Source organism: Cellvibrio sp. QJXJ (assembly GCF_024452345.1).
Classification (GTDB): domain Bacteria; phylum Pseudomonadota; class Gammaproteobacteria; order Pseudomonadales; family Cellvibrionaceae; genus Cellvibrio.
The window spans coordinates 3,178,211-3,194,970 of record NZ_CP101662.1 but is presented as its reverse complement, the minus strand read 5'-3'; the positions used below and the strand labels follow the sequence as shown (position 1 = coordinate 3,194,970).

Sequence of the window (16,760 nt, the reverse complement as noted above, 5' to 3'; positions counted from 1 at the left end):
ATCATTTAATGTCGATGGGCGCGCCGCCACTGGCGCGCCCACTGCTTGCGGTAAGAGATCACCATGCCAAACGAACTACCCGCCAACTCGGTGGGTCTTGTTACTCCCCGGACTCATCACTTCACGGCGCCGCTGTTGCTGGCCTGCGGGCGCACGCTCGATGAGTATGAATTGGTCTACGAAACCTACGGCCAATTAAATGCGGCAAAATCCAATGCGATACTGATTTGCCACGCGCTTTCCGGCCATCATCACGCTGCCGGTTATCACAGCATGGACGACAAACGCCCCGGCTGGTGGGATGCCTATATCGGCCCTGGCAAACCGATTGATACCAACAAATTTTTTGTCGTTGCGCTCAATAATCTCGGCGGCTGCCATGGCTCCACCGGGCCGCGCTCCATCAACCCCGCAACTGGCAAAGCCTGGGGTGCGGATTTCCCGATGATCCGCGTGCGCGATTGGGTCGCCAGTCAGGCGCGTTTGGCCGATGTATTGGGTATTGATGTCTGGGCCGCCGTGATTGGTGGCAGCCTCGGCGGTATGCAGGTCATGCGCTGGGCGCTGGATTTCCCGCAGCGGATTCGCCATGCAGTGGTGATCGCCTCGGCAATGAAACTCTCGGCGCAAAACATCGCGTTCAACGAAGCGGCGCGCAAAGCGATTGTTAGCGACCCCAACTTTTTTGACGGCGATTACCTCGCGCACAACACCATTCCCAAAAACGGTTTGGCAGTCGCGCGCATGATTGGCCACATCACTTACTTGTCGGATTATGCGATGGGTGAAAAATTCGGCCGCGATTTGCGCAGCGGCAGTTTTGAACTGGGCATCGCGGAGCCGGTGGAATTTCAAATCGAAAGTTACCTGCGTTATCAGGGCGACAGTTTCGCCAATGCCTTTGATGCAAATTCGTATATTCGCATCACCAAAGCGCTGGATTATTTTGACTTGGCGCGCGAATACAATGACGATCCGGTGCTTGCCTTTAAACAAACCCAGGCAAATTATTTGGTGATTTCCTTCAGTACTGACTGGCGTTTTGCACCCGAACGTTCGCACGAAATTGTCAACGCATTGGTGGGCGCTAATCGCGCAGTGACCTACGCGGAAATTGAATCCAAACACGGCCACGATGCCTTTTTATTGCCGGACGAACGCTACCAGCAAGTGTTTAGTCGCTACCTTGCCGGAGTGGAAATCTGATGCGTATTGATCTCAATGAAATCCAACACTGGATCACCCAAGGCAGCCGCATTCTCGACTTGGGTTGCGGTGATGGCACATTGTTAAAATTTTTAATCGATACCAAACAAGTGCAAGGTTACGGTTTGGAAATTGATGCAGAGCAAATCAATACCTGTATCGATAAAGGCTTGAATGTAATCGAGCAAAACCTGGATCGCGGCCTCGGCAATTTCGCCGATAAAAGTTTTGATACAGTGCTCATGACCCAAGCGCTGCAAACCCTGCATTTTCCCCATTTGGTATTGGATGAAATGTTGCGCGTGGGCAAAGAATGTATTGTCACCTTCCCCAATTTTGGCCACTGGAAAGCGCGCTTCTATTTAGCGACGCGCGGCCGTATGCCGGTATCAGACTTGCTGCCCTACGAGTGGTACGACACACCCAACATTCACTTCTGTACGTTTAAAGACTTTGAAGTGCTGTGCCGCGAGCGTAATATCAAAGTGATCCATCGCCAGGTGGTGAACGAACAGTCCGGTCAGACGCTCAAAGATTTTATGCCCAATCTGTTCGGTGAGACGGCGATTTATCATTTAAGTAAATAATGGCTTCAGGCAAATACTACTTTGCATTTTTACCTGTACCGTCGTGATTCATTCATTACAGGAGTGTTGTTATGAAAAAGTTACTACAGGGTTTTTTGTTAAGCCTGATTGCCCTAACAGCTCAGGCCCAAATTGATCAACCCAAAGAAATCGCTACCCAGCAGCACTTTGGTGTTTACACCGTGCACTACAACGTATTTAACAGCACTGATATTCCGGCAAACGTAGCGGAAGCCTATAAGTTGGTGCGCGGTAAGGATCGGGCGCTGGTCAATATCAGTGTGACCAAAACTGAAAATGGTGCAACGAGTTTGGGTTTGCCAGCACAGGTCAGTGGTGTACGTCGCAATTTAATGCAGCAAAAACAAACGCTAAAATTTATTGAAGTGAGCGAAGGCGACGCCACCTATTATTTAGCGCCCTTTGTTTTTAACAATGAAGAGTTATTGCATTTTGATATCGAATTAAACGTAGATGGCGCGGCACGGCCGCTTAAGATTACTTTTAATCGCACACTTTATGCGGATAAATAACAACACTTATTGAATGACAAAGGCGCCTGCGGGCGCCTTTTGTTTCTAATGATGATTCTCAGGAAAAAATGCAATGCAAAAAATAGTATTAGCCAGTGGCAATGCAGGCAAATTGCGTGAGTTCCAGCAGTTACTCAATGGCTGCGGTTTTGAGGTGGTGCCGCAATCTGATTTTTTTAGTGAGAGCGCGGAAGAAACCGGTTTAACTTTTGTTGAAAATGCGATTATCAAAGCGCGTTATGCCTGCGCCAAAACCGGCTTGCCAGCCATTGCTGATGACTCGGGTATTGAGGTCGATGCGCTCAATGGTCGCCCCGGAATTTATTCCGCGCGCTATGCGGGTGAAGCTGCAAAAGACGCAGACAACAATGCAAAACTTTTGCAGGAATTAAATGGCGTTGCTACAGAAAAACGCACGGCGCGCTACCATGCGGTGCTGGCGTTTATGCGCCATGCAGAAGACCCAACGCCGATTCTGTGTCATGGTACATGGGAAGGTGTGATTCTTACCGAACCGCGCGGTGAAGGTGGTTTTGGTTATGATCCGTTATTTTTTGTGCCCAGCCACAATTGTGCGTCGGCTGAGTTGGATAAAGCCGAAAAAAATCGCATCAGTCATCGCGGTAAAGCCATGCAGGAATTGTTACAAAAATTATCTGCACTGAAGAGCCAATAATGTCACTGATACTACCGTCGCTATCACTACAATTACCACCACTAGCGCTCTATGTTCACGTGCCTTGGTGTATTCGCAAATGCCCTTATTGCGACTTCAATTCCCATCAAGCGAATAATGATATTCCTGAAGCAGAATATGTAAATGCGCTGCGTTTGGATTTACAACAGGATCAAGTGCTTGCGCAAGGCCGCAAACTCACCAGCATTTTTTTTGGCGGTGGCACACCCAGTATGTTGTCGGCGCAGGCGATTGGCCAGATATTAAAAGATGCAGAAAAAATTATCGGTTTTGAACCTGATATAGAAATTACCCTCGAAGCAAACCCCGGTACGTTTGAGCAGGAAAAATTTTCCGGTTTTCGCGCGGCAGGGGTGAATCGTCTATCCATCGGCATTCAAAGTTTTAATGATCAACAATTAAAATTGCTCGGCCGCGTACACGGTCGTGAAGAAGCGCTGCGCGCGGTCGGCGTTGCACGCACTGCCGGGTTTGACAATATCAATCTGGATTTAATGCACGGTTTACCGGAACAATCCGTTGCTGCGGCACAAGCCGATTTGCAACAGGCAATTGATCTCGCGCCGGAACACCTCTCTTGGTATCAACTCACCATCGAGCAAAACACCGCATTTTATTCCGCACCACCGATATTGCCGGAGGAGGAAATACTCGCCGATATTCAGGATGCAGGCGTGGAATTATTGGCTGCTGCTGGCTACGCACAATATGAAATTTCCGCCTATGCACGCGCTAAAAAATATGCACGCCATAATCTCAATTACTGGGAGTTTGGCGATTATCTCGGAATAGGGGCGGGCGCTCACGGCAAAATTACTTTACCTGCCGAAGATAAAATTCTGCGCTTGTGGAAAACCCGCTTACCCAAACATTATTTGGATGCGGCCCAATCCCAAAAAATCTCCACCAATCTTGGCGGTCATCAAAATACATTTGGCGGCGGCAGCGATTTGTTGCTGCCTGCAGCGCTACCGCTGGAATTTATGATGAATGCACTGCGCTTGCACGGGGGAGTGCCAGTAAATTATTTCACTGAGCGCACCGGCCTTGATTGGCAACAACTTGAGCCCCAGTGGCACACATTAACGCAGCAAGGTTTGGTAGAAATTGCACAAGGCTGCGCGCGCCCAACCACTTTAGGTCGCCGCTTTTTAAATCGGGTATTGCAAACTTTTATCAGTGAATAAACACAGCCGCTCGCACCTGTGCGGGTTTGGTAAGCTGTGTTGTGGTGCTGATTGGGTAATCTTGCGTAAATAACTTTGCGTCAAAGGGCGATTCGCGGCAACTTTACTGCTCTATCAAAACACATTCGTTAATAACAATGAATCGATAAAAAGGAGCGACTATGACAACTACACGCCGTGATTTTCTTACCACCAGTGCTATCGCCGGTGCCGCGTTGGTGGCGGGCGATGCACTCGCCAAACCTGTAGCCGGAGCCAATGCTATGCCGAAATTGTTGCACCATGTTTTTTTCTGGTTGAAAAATCCGGATTCAAAAGAAGATCTGGAAAAATTAATAGCCGGGGTGAAATCACTCGCGGCGATTGAAACCGTGCGCAGCATCCACGTGGGCGTGCCTGCCTCTACGGAAAAGCGTGACGTGGTGGATAACTCCTACCATGTTTCCGAATTGCTCGGTTTTGATGATGTGGCGGGGCAGGATATTTATCAGGTTCATCCACTGCATCAAAAGTTTATCGATGAGCATAAACACCTGTGGAGCAAAGTTGTGGTGTACGACGCACTTGCGGTTTAAACCATTTTTGCCAAATGGCAGATAATAAAAAAGCCCGCTTCGGATTACCGCAGCGGGCTTTTTTACATTTTACGGTATTTAATTGGGGGCGATTTACAGCTCTATGTCGTAATCGATAATCACCGGCATATGGCTGGAAAACTGCTGGGTTTTATAAATTGCCGCATACTCCACTTTGCCGCCGAGACTGTTGGACACCACTTGAAAATCGGTGCGCCAACCGTCGCCATCATCTTTTAAACCATTCGGCCACCAGCTGTATTCATCGCTGTCTTTGTTGACCTTGCGGAAGGCATCGACGTAACCAATTTGGTTAAACAGTTGGCTCAACCATTGACGCTCGTGGGGTAAAAACCCGGAGTTGTGTTGGTTTTCCGCGCTGTTACTCACATCTTTGGGTGTGTGGGCCATTTGCCAGTTGCCGCAGAAAATATATTCACGGCGTTTGCGGGTAATTTTGTCCAGATGGGCCTGGAAGTCGTCAAAAAATTTGATTTTGACTTCTTGCGATTCCAATTCCGAGCTGGCGCTCGGCGCGAGCAGTGAGCCAATGCTCAACTGCTCAAAATCGACTTGTAAATAGCGGCCTTCCATATCCACGCCCGACGCAAAACCTAACCCGTAAATTAGTGCTTTGGGTTGCATACGCGAATAAATAGCGACACCGTTGTAGTGTTTGGTACCTGAATCGAAAAAATAGGCGTGGTAGCCCTTGAGTTGGAACTCGGGTTTTTCCAGTTCACGCTCAAGCGCGCGAAGATCTTGTAGACAGATGAAATCTGCATCCTGATTCGCGAGCCAAGTGTATAGGCCGCGTTGCGCCGCCTGAAAAATGCCATCGACGCTAAGACTGATAACTCTCATGTTAGCCCCTTGATTACGGACTGTGTATCATACCCGAGCTTGGTGTGATTGTGTTACCGCTACGGTTGGGTTTTTTGTGGTAGGTGTTACTATTTTTCACATCCTTACATTTGGCTCGGCGCGTTGATCCAAATGCGGGTCTCACTCATGGTTGAGACCTCGTTGTATTTATTTTTGTCACCTCAAACTTAGTTCATAGTCGGATACTTTGCATGGAAAAATACCAATTTGACTTCATTCAGCTGGCAGTCAAACATCAAGCCCTATGCTTTGGTGAGTTTTTGCTCAAGTCCGGGCGCACCAGCCCCTACTTCTTTAATGCCGGCCGCTTTCAAACCGGTCAGGCACTGGCTGAGTTGGGACGTTACTATGCGGCGGCGATCACGGCATCTGGCGTGGAATTCGATATAGTCTTTGGCCCGGCTTATAAAGGCATCCCTCTGGCAGCCACCACCGCGATTGCCTTGGCTGACCAGCACGGACGCGACTTGCCCTACTGCTATAACCGCAAAGAAGCCAAAGATCACGGCGAAGGCGGCACCTTGGTAGGAGCGCCGCTGCAGGGAAAAGTTCTGATTGTGGACGATGTAATTACCGCAGGCACCGCGGTGCGCGAGGTGATGGCGATTATTAATGCGGCCGGTGCCAAACCAGCGGCCGTATTGATTGGTTTGAACCGTCAGGAAAAAGGCCAGGGTGAGTTATCGGCCATTCAGGAAGTGGAACAGACCTTTGGGATTCCGGTCATTAGCATTATCAATTTGAATCACATCATCGATTATCTGCAAGGTCAGGCAGGGCAAGAGGCGATGGTGGAAAAAATTAAAACTTATCGTGCAACCTACGGTGTGGATCTGGCGTGATCTACCATTCTGTTGTCGATAACGCTAACGAGGTGATGAATCCAGATGCGTAAACTGTTGGTGGTGTTTGCTATTGGAGTGATGTTTGCGCAGGGTGTTGCGGCACAGGCTAACAAATCAGCCAAGGTAATCTATCGCTACAAAAACAGCGAAGGTGTCACCGTGATGGACAGTAATATTCCCGCTGAGTTTGTCAGTAAGGGTTATGAAGTTGTCAGTATTAGCGGCAAGGTGATTGAAGTGGTGCCGCCCGCTCCCGAGGGCGATGCTGCCAAGCGTGCGCTACAAGAAAAGCAATTGCGCGAACAGCGCGAGCGCGAGGATATACAGTTGCGCCGCAGCTATAGCAATGTCGGTGATATAGATGCTGCCAAGCAGCGTAACCTTGAGAGTTTGCGCGGCAATATCAGCATTCTGGAAGCCAATTTACACTCAGCTAATAAACGCTTGCAGGATTATCAATCGCAAGCGGCAGCGGTTGAGCGCAGCGGCCGTCAACTACCGGAAGACCTGCTTAAAAGCATTAACAATCTCACCCAGGAAGAAAAGGATATTCAGTTGCAAATCCAGCAGCGCGAGCAGGAATACAGTGAGATGTCTAAAAAGTTTGATGAAGATCGCACACGGTTTATTGAAATTACCCAATAAATTTTTTGTATTCATGCGTAAAAAAACCGGCAATTGCCGGTTTTTTTACGCCTGTACAGCACTGGACACTAAAAATCCCTGGGCGATTAATTGCCACTGTTCTTGCCAGTGCTCGGTAGGACGGCGTCGAAAACCGGTGCGTACAAATTCGGCGATTCGGCCATCCACCAAGGCGATTAATAAGTTGGCCGCAGCGGCGATGGGCAATTGGGGATGCACCCCCTCGCGCAATTCTGCTTCGCGCAAAATTTGTTTGAGTTGGGTTTCGATGCGATCAAAAAATTGTTCGATGCGTGTGCGCAGTCGCTCGGTTTCACCGGTGAGAGCATCGCCGGTGAGCAAGCGGGTTAAGCCCGGATTGCGCTCTGCAAAATTAAGTAGCAGGGAAAGAATTTTTTCGCAGCGTTTAAGGGTGGATTTTTCATCTGCCAGGATTAGCGTAATACGCGAAAAAATCGTCTCTTCAATAAATTCAATTAAACCCTCAAACATTTTGGATTTGCTGGGAAAGTGGCGATAGAGCGCCGCTTCCGACACGCCGACTTCTTTCGCCAGTGCCGCCGTGGTAATGCGCTCGCCGGGGCTGGCTTCCAGCATCCGCGCCAGACATTCCAATATTTGCTGACGGCGCGGTGTTGTTGTGTTTGGGGTTTTAATCATAGAGCCTCCATTCATTGCAGGCTGCACCTGCTTTTGCTAATGCAGCCTGCCATTTCATTACGCTTTGGCTTTATTGGTAATTAGTGTACCGACACCGGCGTCGGTGAAAATTTCCAACAGCACGGCGTGATTGACGCGACCATCCACAATGTGGGCGCTGGTGACACCACCTTTTACGGCATCCAGTGCGCAGGCGATTTTTGGCAGCATGCCACCGTAGATAGTGCCGTCGGCAATTAAGCCGTCTACTTGTTCAGTGCTCAAGCCGGTTAATACATTGCCTTGTTTGTCTTGCAGGCCAGACACGTTGGTGAGCAGCATTAATTTTTCCGCGCGCAAAAATTCTGCGATTTTTCCCGCAACCAAATCGGCGTTGATATTGTAGGAGGCACCGTCTTCACCCACACCAATGGGTGCAATCACCGGAATAAAATCGCTGTTGATCAGCATATCAATGACCGAGGTATTGACATGCTCCACTTCACCTACGTGACCTATATCCAAAATTTCCGGCGCTAACATTTCCGGTGTTTTATGGGTAACGGTGAGTTTTTTTGCGCGAATTAATTTGCCATCTTTACCGGTCAAACCAATCGCCTGGCCGCCATTGCGATTGATCAAGCTGACGATTTGTTTATTGACTGTGCCGCCCAATACCATTTCGACTACATCCATCGTCGCGCTGTCGGTCACGCGCATACCATTGATGAATTCCGATTTAATATTGAGCTTTTCCAACAGGCTGCCAATTTGTGGCCCGCCGCCGTGAACCACTACCGGGTTCATGCCCACCAGTTTCATCAATACTATGTCGCGCGCAAAACTGTTTTGCAGCTCTTCGCCTTCCATCGCATTGCCGCCAAATTTCACCACCACCGTTTTGCCGGTAAAACGTTGGATGTAGGGCAGGGCTTCGGTTAATACGTTGGCGATATTCATTGCCGATTCGCGGTTTAAAGACATAACTCAAATATCCTGTAAATAATAAAAAGTCGTTGATGAAAAGTGTTTGATAACCGCTAATAATTCAAAAATCGATGTGCAGATTGGCATCAACTTTAATTAATTCGCGTTTGAAAATCTGTTGTATTTTTTCCAGTGCTTCGGGTGATTCCGCTTCAAAGCGCAGGGTGAGCGCGGGTGAGGTATTTGACGCGCGCACCAAGCCCCAACCCTTGGTGTAATCCACGCGTAAACCATCGATAGTGGTGAGTGCACCATTGGCAAAATCGCCGGTTTCGGCGAGTTTTTTAATCAAGCCAAATTTGTCCTGATCACTGATATTGATCTTGATTTCCGGTGTTGCATGCAACTGCGGGAAACCGGCAAAAATGTCATCGATGTTTTGATCGCGCAGGGTAATAATTTCCAACAGGCGCGCCATGGCGTAGATACCGTCGTCGAAGCCGTACCAGCGATCCTTGATAAAAATATGGCCGGAATATTCGCCGCCGATAAGCGCTTGCGTCTCTTCCATTTTCGCTTTCATCGGCGAGTGGCCCGTTTTCCACATGATCGGCCGGCCGCCATAACTGCTGATTACCTGGTTCAACTGGCGTGAGCATTTTACGTCGAACAGCACATCGGCGCCGGGGTTGCGCGCGAGAATATCTTTGGCAAATAACATCAATAAACGGTCGGGCCAAATAATATCGCCCTTGGGAGTGACCACCACCAAGCGGTCGCCATCACCGTCGAAAGCGACACCAATATCGGCTTTGACCTCTTTGACTTTGGCGATCAGTGCTTGCAAGTTTTCTTCGATGGTTGGGTCGGGATTGTGATTGGGGAATTCGCCATCCAGATCGCAAAAAAGCGATGTGACATCACAGCCCAATTCTTCAAATAATTGCGGTGCAACCAAACCGGGCACCGCATTGCCGGCGTCCACCACTATGCTGATATTTCCCGCCAGCGCCACGTCGGAAAAAATGCGTTCGATATAGTCGGGGATAATTGCGCGCGGAGTCTCCTCACCCAAGCCTTGATGGAAGCGCTGCGCAATAATACGCGAGCGCAATTCCACTACCGCGTCATCGGCCAGCGCGCGATTGTTGATCACCACTTTAAAACCGTTGTATTCCTTGGGGTTGTGGCTGGCGGTCACCATCACACCGCTGTGGGTATCGTCAAAATGAAAGGTGGCGAAGTACATGAGCGGCGTCGGGACCACGCCCACATTAATTACATTACAGCCGGTGCGCAAAATACCTTTAATTAACGCCTGGGTGAGCGCTTCACTGTGAGTGCGACCGTCGCGTGCGACCACAATGCTGTGTTCACCCTGATCGATTGCTTCGCTTCCCACCGCCTGGCCGATTAGCTGTGCCAGCTGCGGCGTAATTTGGCTGTTTACCAAACCGCGAATGTCATAAGAGCGGAAGATCTCCAGAGGCACATCACTCTCGGTGAGGCTGCTGCGTTTGGCACTGCTGGCTTTTTTGCCCGAGTTTTCGCTCAGCCCGAGGATATCCTCATCTTCATCGATAACCGCAATATCCAGAATGTCCTGGGTTTGGAACAGTGGATTGATAAGGTTTTCTTCGTCCACAGAATCTTTACTGGCTTTCACTGTGTCTTGCAGGCTAGGTGTTGGGCTATCTGTATCTTTAAATGTGGCGCGAGTAATCACTTTGCTGAGGAACCAGCAGAGCGCCAAACTGGCGGCGGCGATCAGGCTAACAACCAGCAGCCAGAGTGTTGGCATTTCTTCGGCGGTGTTTTTAAGTTGTTCAGAAGGGGTAAATTGCACCACAAGGTGGCTTTGGTCGATATTGGCGCTCGCTTTGGCTCCCGCGTTGCCGCTGCCGGATTTGCGAATGGTCTGCACCGGGCTGCCGCTGAACTGTTGTAACAATATTGTCTCGCCCACACTTTGGTTCCCACCGGCTGACAGTTCCACCAGTTGGCTGGCATCAGTGGTGATGAGGAGCGTACCCAAGGGGGCGGACTCAGGGTTGGCTGCCAGCGGTTTTACCCATTGCAGCATCCAGCGGTTATCCAGTTCGATCAATTCAGGCAGGGCGGGTTTGCGCTGCTCGGCACGCTGGATCAAGTCCAATTCCAGATAGCGCACCGGGAATTCAGCCTCTCGATCAAGGGCCGCTGTTCCCGTCGGGGTCAGGCGGATATGCAGGATCCCCGGGTTGTCGGCCGCCAGGCGCTGCGTTAATTGTTGGCGCGTTTCATCGCTATTGTCCGGGTTGCTGCTATCCAGCGCTGCCAGCCAGGCCGGGTTATTGGCCAGCAATTCAACCGCATTGGCCTGCTCGCGCAAATGGTTTTCAAGCGCACTTTTGCGCTCATTGACCGTTTCCTGGGTAAGCCGTTGCAGGTTTTCGTGATTTTTTACCACTACCAGCTGCTGGTGCAGGAAATAGGCAGCCAACAAATTAACCACTAGCGCAATTCCCAGCAGGGTGAGGAGGATTTTTTGCTGCACTGCCGCTTTGCGTTTGGCTTGCTCCAGTGCACGTTGGGCGCTGCGTGATAGGGGCGCCGTACCTGTTGCTTTTATAGTGATATCCCGTGGTTTCACGTAGTTACCTTTTGCTAATTCAGTCGTCGTTATTGTGTGGGTGCTGTCACTTTGCGTGCGATCAGTGCAATCAATTCCCGTGCCAGCTGCTGTTTGCTGCGCTGGCTCAGTTCGTGGTTTGAGTGTTCATCAATCACCGTCACCGCATTGTCATCACTATTAAAGCCGATGCGGCTGTCGCTGATATTGTTGGCAATCACCAGATCCAGCTTTTTGTGCACCAGCTTCGCCCGGCCATAGTCCAGTAGGTTTTCACTCTCGGCGGCAAAACCGACGGTAAAAGGGCGCTTGGGCAGCGCGGCAACGCTGGCGACTATGTCGGGATTTTTGACCAGGGTCAGGGTGATGCTTTCATCAGCACCTTTTTTAAGCTTTTGGGGCGCAACCTGCGCGGGGCGATAATCGGCCACGGCGGCAGCGGCGATAAACACATCGCAGCTGTCGGCAGCGGCCATGCTGGCGTCGAACATTTGCTGCGCGCTGGTGACATCAATGCGCTGCACCCGCGGCGGTGTTTTCAGCTGGGTCGGGCCGCTAATCAGAATCGTCTTGGCGCCCGCTTCTGCAGCAGCCTCGGCGAGGGCATAACCCATCTTGCCGGAGCTGTGATTGCTCAGGTAGCGCACTGGGTCAATCGCTTCGCGGGTGGGGCCAGCGGTAATCACAAGCGTTTTGCCCGCGAGGCTACCGGTCGCAAACAGGCTGGCGGTGGCATCGACCAACTGTAAAGGTTCCAGCATCCGCCCGGGACCGATATCGCCACAGGCCTGACCGCCGTCGGCGGGGCCAAAAATATGAATTTTGCGCTCGATTAGCAAATCCAGATTGGCTTGTGTCGCCTGATTGCGCCACATCCCCTGGTTCATCGCCGGCGCCAGCGCAATAGGGGCGGCGGTCGCGAGGCAAATGCTGGTGAGCAAATCATTACCCATGCCTTGGGTCAGGCGTGCCATAAAATCGGCGCTGGCGGGGGCGATCAATACTAAATCCGCCCAGCGCGCCAGCTGGATATGGCCCATGCCCGCTTCCGCTTCGGGGTCGAGCAATTGGGTATGTACCGGGTTCCCCGATAGCGCTTGCAGGGTCAGCGGCGTAATAAATTCCTGCGCCGCCGGCGTCATCACCACTTGCACGCTGGCACCCGCATCTTGCAGGCGGCGCACCAGATCGGCACTTTTATAGGCCGCAATACCGCCGGTGACACCGAGGAGAATCTGTTTATTGGTAAGGGATGACATAGGTACCCACAAAGCTCTGGCGCTACACGCACGGGTGAATAAACAAGCAGCTAGTGCAAACCTTAGCTTGCATTGACGTAATTGGCCACTTACGGCGCTGACCGCGCAGGGCTTGACGAAAGCTGGCTAAGATACCATTCTTGCCAGCGTTTTCGTATCCGCTGGCGCGTCTATCTGCGCCAGTGAGCAACAGTTGCTACTACAAGGAATCGCGCTTTTTAATGGCGCTTATATAAAGGAGACGATTATGTCCATCGCCCATTGGCCCGCCGCTGAGCGTCCACGCGAAAAACTACTCACCCTCGGCCCGCGAGCCCTGTCCGATGCCGAATTGCTCGCCATTTTCCTGCGCGTTGGCTGCGTGGGGAAATCAGCGGTGGATCTGGCGCGGGAACTATTGCAACAATATGGTGGCCTGCGCCCGCTACTGGAGGCATCACAACGCGACTTCTGCAAAGGCTTGGGGCTGGGTGACGCAAAATATGCCCAATTGCAGGCCGTATTGGAAATGGGGCGGCGGCACCTGTCAGCCTCGATGAAGTCCGGCGATATGCTCAATAGCCCTGAACTGGTGCGGCGCTATCTTAGCGCCCAGTTGCGCCATCAACCCCGCGAAGTGTTTGCGGTGTTGTTTCTGGATAACCAAAATCGCCTGATTGTTTATGAAGAGCTGTTTTTCGGCACTATCGATGGCGCCTCAGTCTACCCGCGCGAAGTGGTTCGTCGCGCCTTGGCGCACAACGCTGCCGCGGTCATTCTGGCGCATAATCATCCCAGTGGTGTGGCCGAGCCCAGTCAAGCGGACCAGCGCATTACCCAGCGGTTGATGGCGGCGCTCGATCTGATCGATGTGCGGGTGCTGGATCACATGGTAGTGGGCGATAGCGAAGTGGTGTCGTTTGCCGAGCGAGGCATACTGTAAAGCGCAGAGGATTAGATTTTTTGGTCAAAAAAACAGCTTTTCATTGCTATTGAAGGGCTGTTTTGGTATAAAACGCGGCTCTTTGCGGCAGGGTTGTGAAGGCGTATAAAAGAGCGCCACTTTCGCGCAAGTTTCCCCCTATGAAATTTGCTGCGCCGACCCCGTTTTCAAGCCGCGTTTAGGAAAGAATAGGCTGCTTACAACAATGCTCTAGGCTGGTTGTTAGTCTGTTTTACGGTTCTAGCACAGCGCTTCCAGCTTAGCGCGCTGATTTATTTAATGAGGCACTAAAATGTCCAAGGTATGTCAAGTTACTGGTAAACGTCCCATTACCGGCAACAATGTTTCCCACGCAAAAAACCACACCAAGCGTCGTTTTTTGCCAAACCTGCAATCCCACCGTTTTTGGGTAGAAGCTGAGAAGCGTTTTGTAACTCTGCGCCTGACTCCAAAAGGTATGCGTATCATCGACAAGCGTGGCATTGACGCTGTGTTGGCTGATGTTCGTGCCAACGGCCACAAAGTGTAATTAGGAGCTATTGTCATGCGCGAAAAAATTCGTCTGAACTCTTCTGCTGGTACTGGTCACTTCTACACCACTGACAAGAACAAGCGCACCATGCCAGAAAAGATGGAAATCAAAAAGTTTGACCCAGTAGTGCGTAAGCACGTGGTCTACAAAGAAGGCAAAATCAAGTAATTACCTGATCTGCTTTAAAAACCCGGCCCTGGTTAACCAGCGCCGGGTTTTTTATTGCCTGTGTACCTGCTCCAGCTTTCCCCCGCCTTTTCCGGCGCTACTTAAGCGCCAATTTGCGCCGCTGCATACACCCAAAAAAGAAATTCGCGCCAAGGTCGGCGTAAATCCGGCGCTGAACTACACTCAAGACAGAATAAAAAACCTATTTCAGTGACGAGTTCCCGGTGCCAACTATGATCAACCCCCAGGGTTTACAGGAGTGGATGGACACACTCGCGGAGCAGGAATTACCCACCTTGAATGCGGTGGTGCGGGAAATTTGCGAGCTGAGTGAAAACGAAAAGTGTCGCGCAGAGGATCTCACCAAAATCATCCTGCGCGATGCGGACTTAACCTCCAAAGTGTTAAAAATCGCCAATTCTGTGCATTATAATCCGGCATTTGCATCGATTAAGACGGTATCGCGCGCGATAGTGCACTTGGGTTTTGACAACCTGCGTAATATCACACTCGCTACTACCCTGATCGAGAACTTTTTGCAGGGCAAACCCAAAGCGCTTTTGATCCAAAGTCTCGCACGCTCCTTCCACGCCGCAGTGCAAGCCAAGGCGATGGTGCCGTTTTTGGATGGCGATAAAAAAGAACAGATATTTATCGCGGCGCTGTTGCGTAACATCAGTGAGTTGGCGCTTATATCGACTGGCCTGCCGGTGGTGGCGGAGTTTATCGAGGCGCGCGACCGCGAACCGCAGGCGGAGCACAGCCTTGCCCTGGAGTATTTGGGGGTGGATACCAGCCTGCTCTCCCGCCATTTGATCAAAGACTGGACCCTGGGCGATTTGCTGAGCGAGGCCTGCGAGAATCATGTGCATTCCAGCGCCGCCGCACGCGCCGTGAATTTGGGCAACCAGATTGCGACCTATATCCAGCGCGGGATTAAAAGCCCCGAAATGCATAAGCTCTGCCAGCAGACGGCCAGCCTCTGTAAGTTGCCACTGGAGGACGCCCAGCAGCAGATTCTATTGATGGCAGATGAGGCGTCGGTAATCGCCAAGATTTACGGCGTGGATATGCTCATCAGCGCCTTACCTGACCCCGATGATATAGATGCCAAAGAGCAGCCCTCCAGCGATGTGGCTGACTACCTGTTCCAGCAGCGCTTGAACCAGATCCACAAAGCGATGATGGCTGGTGACAGCTTGCCCAAAGTGACTCAATTGTCGCTCGCGGCCCTGCATGAGGGCGCGGCTATAGCGCGGGTCGCCATTTTGTTTGTCGATCATAAAACCAAACAACTGGACGTGCGTTACGTGGCGGGCAAGGGAACGCACCTGTGGCGGCAGCAGGTCAAAATCAACTTGGAACAATTGCACAAAGGTGAATTACTGCATGAGTTTTTGCGCCAGCAGGAACCTTATTGGTATCAACCCAAGGTGGCGTTAAAAGACATGGGGGCGTTACAAGTGATGGGAGCTACTGGTGGTTTATTTCTGGCGCCCTTGCAGCTCAATAAACGGCTCCTGGCTATCGCTTATGCCGATGGTGAACGCAGTGGTTTGAACGCACGCCAATTTGAGGAATTCCAGCTGATCGCCAATCAATTAAACCTGATGATGCGTTTGAATGCGGGTACCCAGTGAGCGCCGCTGGCATAATAGCGGCGTCTACCGCTCACAGGATTACCTATGCCCGAGTTGCCCGAAGTTGAAACTACCTTGCGCGGTATTGCGCCCCACGTCGTCGGCCGTAAAACCACGGCATTGATTGTGCGCCAGCCGCGCCTGCGCTGGCCTATCCCCACCGACTTGCAGGAGCGGGTTGTCGGCCATTCACTGCGCGGTGCTTACCGGCGCGGCAAATATCTATTGCTGGATTTCGGTCACGGCCATGCGTTGATCCACTTGGGTATGTCCGGCAGCCTGCGTATTGTGCAAGCCGACGAGCCGCCGCTGTTTCACGATCATGTTGACCTGATCTTCGGTAAACAGGCGCTGCGTTATTGCGATCCGCGCCGTTTCGGTTGCTGGTTATGGGTGGAGGGCGACCCCAAAACTCACAAGCTATTGGCCGATTTAGGGCCGGAGCCGCTTACCGATACATTCACTGCAGATTATTTATACGAGCGCAGCCGCAAGCGCAGCCAGGCGGTGAAACAGTTCATCATGGACAGCAAAATCGTGGTGGGGGTGGGGAACATCTACGCCAATGAATCGCTATTTATGGCGGGCATCAAACCGATTCGCAAAGCGAGCGCACTGACGCGTAAGGATTGTGAGCAACTGGTGCGCGATATTAAATTTGTACTGCAACGCTCCATTGATCAGGGCGGCACGACATTGCGCGATTTTGTCGGTGGTGATGGCAAACCGGGGTACTTCAAGCAGCAACTACTGGTCTATGGGCGCGGTAATCAGCCCTGTATGACCTGTAAAAAACCGCTCAAAGAGGTGCGCATGAGTGATCGCACCACGGTGTATTGCGTGGCGTGCCAGAAATAGGCTGACGTTATCTGGTGTAATGGTGTGCCGTGGGTAGAGACGTA

At 51.3% G+C, this 16,760-nt stretch carries 18 protein-coding genes; 13 read left to right on the top strand and 5 right to left on the bottom strand.

Annotation, left to right across the window (positions count from 1 at the left end; all coding sequences use genetic code 11):
- Positions 1 to 63 precede the first annotated feature (63 nt).
- From metX to NNX04_RS13870, 6 genes are all read left to right on the top strand, one after another.
- Entirely contained in the window at positions 64 to 1,206 is a 1,143-nt protein-coding gene (gene metX, locus NNX04_RS13895) for a homoserine O-succinyltransferase MetX (protein ID WP_261946153.1), read from the top strand.
- Positions 1,206 to 1,793 carry a methionine biosynthesis protein MetW gene (gene metW, locus NNX04_RS13890; RefSeq protein WP_007639297.1) on the top strand — a complete coding sequence of 196 codons (588 nt, stop codon included), beginning with the start codon at positions 1,206 to 1,208 and terminating at the stop codon, positions 1,791 to 1,793. Before metX ends, metW begins: the two co-directional genes overlap by 1 nt.
- A gap of 71 nt (positions 1,794 to 1,864) precedes the next feature.
- Entirely contained in the window at positions 1,865 to 2,326 is a 462-nt protein-coding gene (locus tag NNX04_RS13885) for a DUF4426 domain-containing protein (RefSeq protein ID WP_261946152.1), read from the top strand.
- 73 nt (positions 2,327 to 2,399) lie between these two features.
- Positions 2,400 to 3,002 carry an XTP/dITP diphosphatase gene (locus tag NNX04_RS13880; RefSeq protein ID WP_261946151.1) on the top strand — a complete coding sequence of 201 codons (603 nt, stop codon included), beginning with the start codon at positions 2,400 to 2,402 and terminating at the stop codon, positions 3,000 to 3,002.
- Positions 3,002 to 4,210, top strand: coding sequence for a radical SAM family heme chaperone HemW (gene hemW, locus NNX04_RS13875; protein ID WP_261946150.1), 1,209 nt, complete (start codon positions 3,002 to 3,004; stop codon positions 4,208 to 4,210). Before NNX04_RS13880 ends, hemW begins: the two co-directional genes overlap by 1 nt.
- Positions 4,211 to 4,371: 161 nt before the next feature.
- The gene (locus NNX04_RS13870) at positions 4,372 to 4,785 is read left to right on the top strand and encodes a Dabb family protein (RefSeq protein WP_007639303.1); all 414 of its coding nucleotides are present in this window, start codon (positions 4,372 to 4,374) and stop codon (positions 4,783 to 4,785) included.
- 93 nt (positions 4,786 to 4,878) lie between these two features.
- Here NNX04_RS13870 and NNX04_RS13865 read toward each other — a convergent pair whose 3' ends face one another.
- Positions 4,879 to 5,649 carry an exodeoxyribonuclease III gene (locus NNX04_RS13865; protein ID WP_007639305.1) on the bottom strand — a complete coding sequence of 257 codons (771 nt, stop codon included), beginning with the start codon at positions 5,647 to 5,649 and terminating at the stop codon, positions 4,879 to 4,881.
- Positions 5,650 to 5,861: 212 nt separating this feature from the next.
- On the opposite strand from NNX04_RS13865, the gene pyrE reads away from it, so the two are divergent.
- Together pyrE and NNX04_RS13855 are read left to right on the top strand one after the other, a co-directional pair.
- Positions 5,862 to 6,512: an orotate phosphoribosyltransferase gene (gene pyrE, locus NNX04_RS13860; RefSeq protein WP_151055020.1), complete on the top strand. Its 651-nt coding sequence runs from the start codon at positions 5,862 to 5,864 to the stop codon at positions 6,510 to 6,512.
- A 45-nt stretch (positions 6,513 to 6,557) separates the two neighbouring features.
- The gene (locus NNX04_RS13855; RefSeq protein ID WP_261946149.1) at positions 6,558 to 7,160 is read left to right on the top strand and encodes a hypothetical protein; all 603 of its coding nucleotides are present in this window, start codon (positions 6,558 to 6,560) and stop codon (positions 7,158 to 7,160) included.
- A 45-nt stretch (positions 7,161 to 7,205) separates the two neighbouring features.
- Here the strand turns inward: NNX04_RS13855 and slmA are convergent, their stop codons facing one another.
- The 4 genes from slmA to coaBC all read right to left on the bottom strand — a co-directional run bounded on the left by slmA (position 7,206) and on the right by coaBC (position 12,596).
- Entirely contained in the window at positions 7,206 to 7,820 is a 615-nt protein-coding gene (gene slmA / locus NNX04_RS13850) for a nucleoid occlusion factor SlmA (protein ID WP_007639312.1), read from the bottom strand.
- 57 nt (positions 7,821 to 7,877) lie between these two features.
- On the bottom strand, positions 7,878 to 8,783 hold the full coding sequence (gene argB, locus NNX04_RS13845) for an acetylglutamate kinase (protein ID WP_007639314.1): 906 nt from the start codon (positions 8,781 to 8,783) through the stop codon (positions 7,878 to 7,880).
- Positions 8,784 to 8,847: 64 nt separating this feature from the next.
- On the bottom strand, positions 8,848 to 11,358 hold the full coding sequence (locus NNX04_RS13840) for a phosphomannomutase/phosphoglucomutase (protein ID WP_007639316.1): 2,511 nt from the start codon (positions 11,356 to 11,358) through the stop codon (positions 8,848 to 8,850).
- Positions 11,359 to 11,387: 29 nt separating this feature from the next.
- Positions 11,388 to 12,596 carry a bifunctional phosphopantothenoylcysteine decarboxylase/phosphopantothenate--cysteine ligase CoaBC gene (gene coaBC, locus NNX04_RS13835; RefSeq protein WP_261946148.1) on the bottom strand — a complete coding sequence of 403 codons (1,209 nt, stop codon included), beginning with the start codon at positions 12,594 to 12,596 and terminating at the stop codon, positions 11,388 to 11,390.
- A 247-nt stretch (positions 12,597 to 12,843) separates the two neighbouring features.
- Between coaBC and radC the strand changes: the two genes are divergently transcribed.
- The 5 genes from radC to mutM all read left to right on the top strand — a co-directional run bounded on the left by radC (position 12,844) and on the right by mutM (position 16,716).
- A complete protein-coding gene (radC, locus tag NNX04_RS13830) occupies positions 12,844 to 13,518 on the top strand; it encodes a RadC family protein (protein WP_007639319.1) in 675 nt (224 codons plus the stop codon).
- A gap of 292 nt (positions 13,519 to 13,810) precedes the next feature.
- Positions 13,811 to 14,047: a 50S ribosomal protein L28 gene (rpmB, locus tag NNX04_RS13825; RefSeq protein WP_007639320.1), complete on the top strand. Its 237-nt coding sequence runs from the start codon at positions 13,811 to 13,813 to the stop codon at positions 14,045 to 14,047.
- 15 nt (positions 14,048 to 14,062) lie between these two features.
- On the top strand, positions 14,063 to 14,218 hold the full coding sequence (gene rpmG, locus NNX04_RS13820) for a 50S ribosomal protein L33 (protein WP_007639321.1): 156 nt from the start codon (positions 14,063 to 14,065) through the stop codon (positions 14,216 to 14,218).
- Positions 14,219 to 14,451: 233 nt separating this feature from the next.
- A complete protein-coding gene (locus NNX04_RS13815) occupies positions 14,452 to 15,858 on the top strand; it encodes an HDOD domain-containing protein (RefSeq protein WP_007639323.1) in 1,407 nt (468 codons plus the stop codon).
- Positions 15,859 to 15,903: 45 nt separating this feature from the next.
- Positions 15,904 to 16,716 carry a bifunctional DNA-formamidopyrimidine glycosylase/DNA-(apurinic or apyrimidinic site) lyase gene (gene mutM / locus NNX04_RS13810; protein ID WP_007639324.1) on the top strand — a complete coding sequence of 271 codons (813 nt, stop codon included), beginning with the start codon at positions 15,904 to 15,906 and terminating at the stop codon, positions 16,714 to 16,716.
- The last annotated feature ends 44 nt before the right edge of the window (positions 16,717 to 16,760 follow it).

Excerpts from the sequence above, each read along its gene's own strand:
- metX (WP_261946153.1), top strand. The coding sequence starts at position 64 with ATGCCAAACGAACTACCCGCCAACTCGGTGGGTCTTGTTACTCCCCGG.
- metW (WP_007639297.1), top strand. The coding sequence starts at position 1,206 with ATGCGTATTGATCTCAATGAAATCCAACACTGGATCACCCAAGGCAGC.
- NNX04_RS13885 (WP_261946152.1), top strand. The coding sequence starts at position 1,865 with ATGAAAAAGTTACTACAGGGTTTTTTGTTAAGCCTGATTGCCCTAACA.
- NNX04_RS13880 (WP_261946151.1), top strand. The coding sequence starts at position 2,400 with ATGCAAAAAATAGTATTAGCCAGTGGCAATGCAGGCAAATTGCGTGAG.
- hemW (WP_261946150.1), top strand. The coding sequence starts at position 3,002 with ATGTCACTGATACTACCGTCGCTATCACTACAATTACCACCACTAGCG.
- NNX04_RS13870 (WP_007639303.1), top strand. The coding sequence starts at position 4,372 with ATGACAACTACACGCCGTGATTTTCTTACCACCAGTGCTATCGCCGGT.
- NNX04_RS13865 (WP_007639305.1), bottom strand. The coding sequence starts at position 5,649 with ATGAGAGTTATCAGTCTTAGCGTCGATGGCATTTTTCAGGCGGCGCAA.
- pyrE (WP_151055020.1), top strand. The coding sequence starts at position 5,862 with ATGGAAAAATACCAATTTGACTTCATTCAGCTGGCAGTCAAACATCAA.
- NNX04_RS13855 (WP_261946149.1), top strand. The coding sequence starts at position 6,558 with ATGCGTAAACTGTTGGTGGTGTTTGCTATTGGAGTGATGTTTGCGCAG.
- slmA (WP_007639312.1), bottom strand. The coding sequence starts at position 7,820 with ATGATTAAAACCCCAAACACAACAACACCGCGCCGTCAGCAAATATTG.
- argB (WP_007639314.1), bottom strand. The coding sequence starts at position 8,783 with ATGTCTTTAAACCGCGAATCGGCAATGAATATCGCCAACGTATTAACC.
- coaBC (WP_261946148.1), bottom strand. The coding sequence starts at position 12,596 with ATGTCATCCCTTACCAATAAACAGATTCTCCTCGGTGTCACCGGCGGT.
- radC (WP_007639319.1), top strand. The coding sequence starts at position 12,844 with ATGTCCATCGCCCATTGGCCCGCCGCTGAGCGTCCACGCGAAAAACTA.
- rpmB (WP_007639320.1), top strand. The coding sequence starts at position 13,811 with ATGTCCAAGGTATGTCAAGTTACTGGTAAACGTCCCATTACCGGCAAC.
- rpmG (WP_007639321.1), top strand. The coding sequence starts at position 14,063 with ATGCGCGAAAAAATTCGTCTGAACTCTTCTGCTGGTACTGGTCACTTC.
- NNX04_RS13815 (WP_007639323.1), top strand. The coding sequence starts at position 14,452 with ATGATCAACCCCCAGGGTTTACAGGAGTGGATGGACACACTCGCGGAG.
- mutM (WP_007639324.1), top strand. The coding sequence starts at position 15,904 with ATGCCCGAGTTGCCCGAAGTTGAAACTACCTTGCGCGGTATTGCGCCC.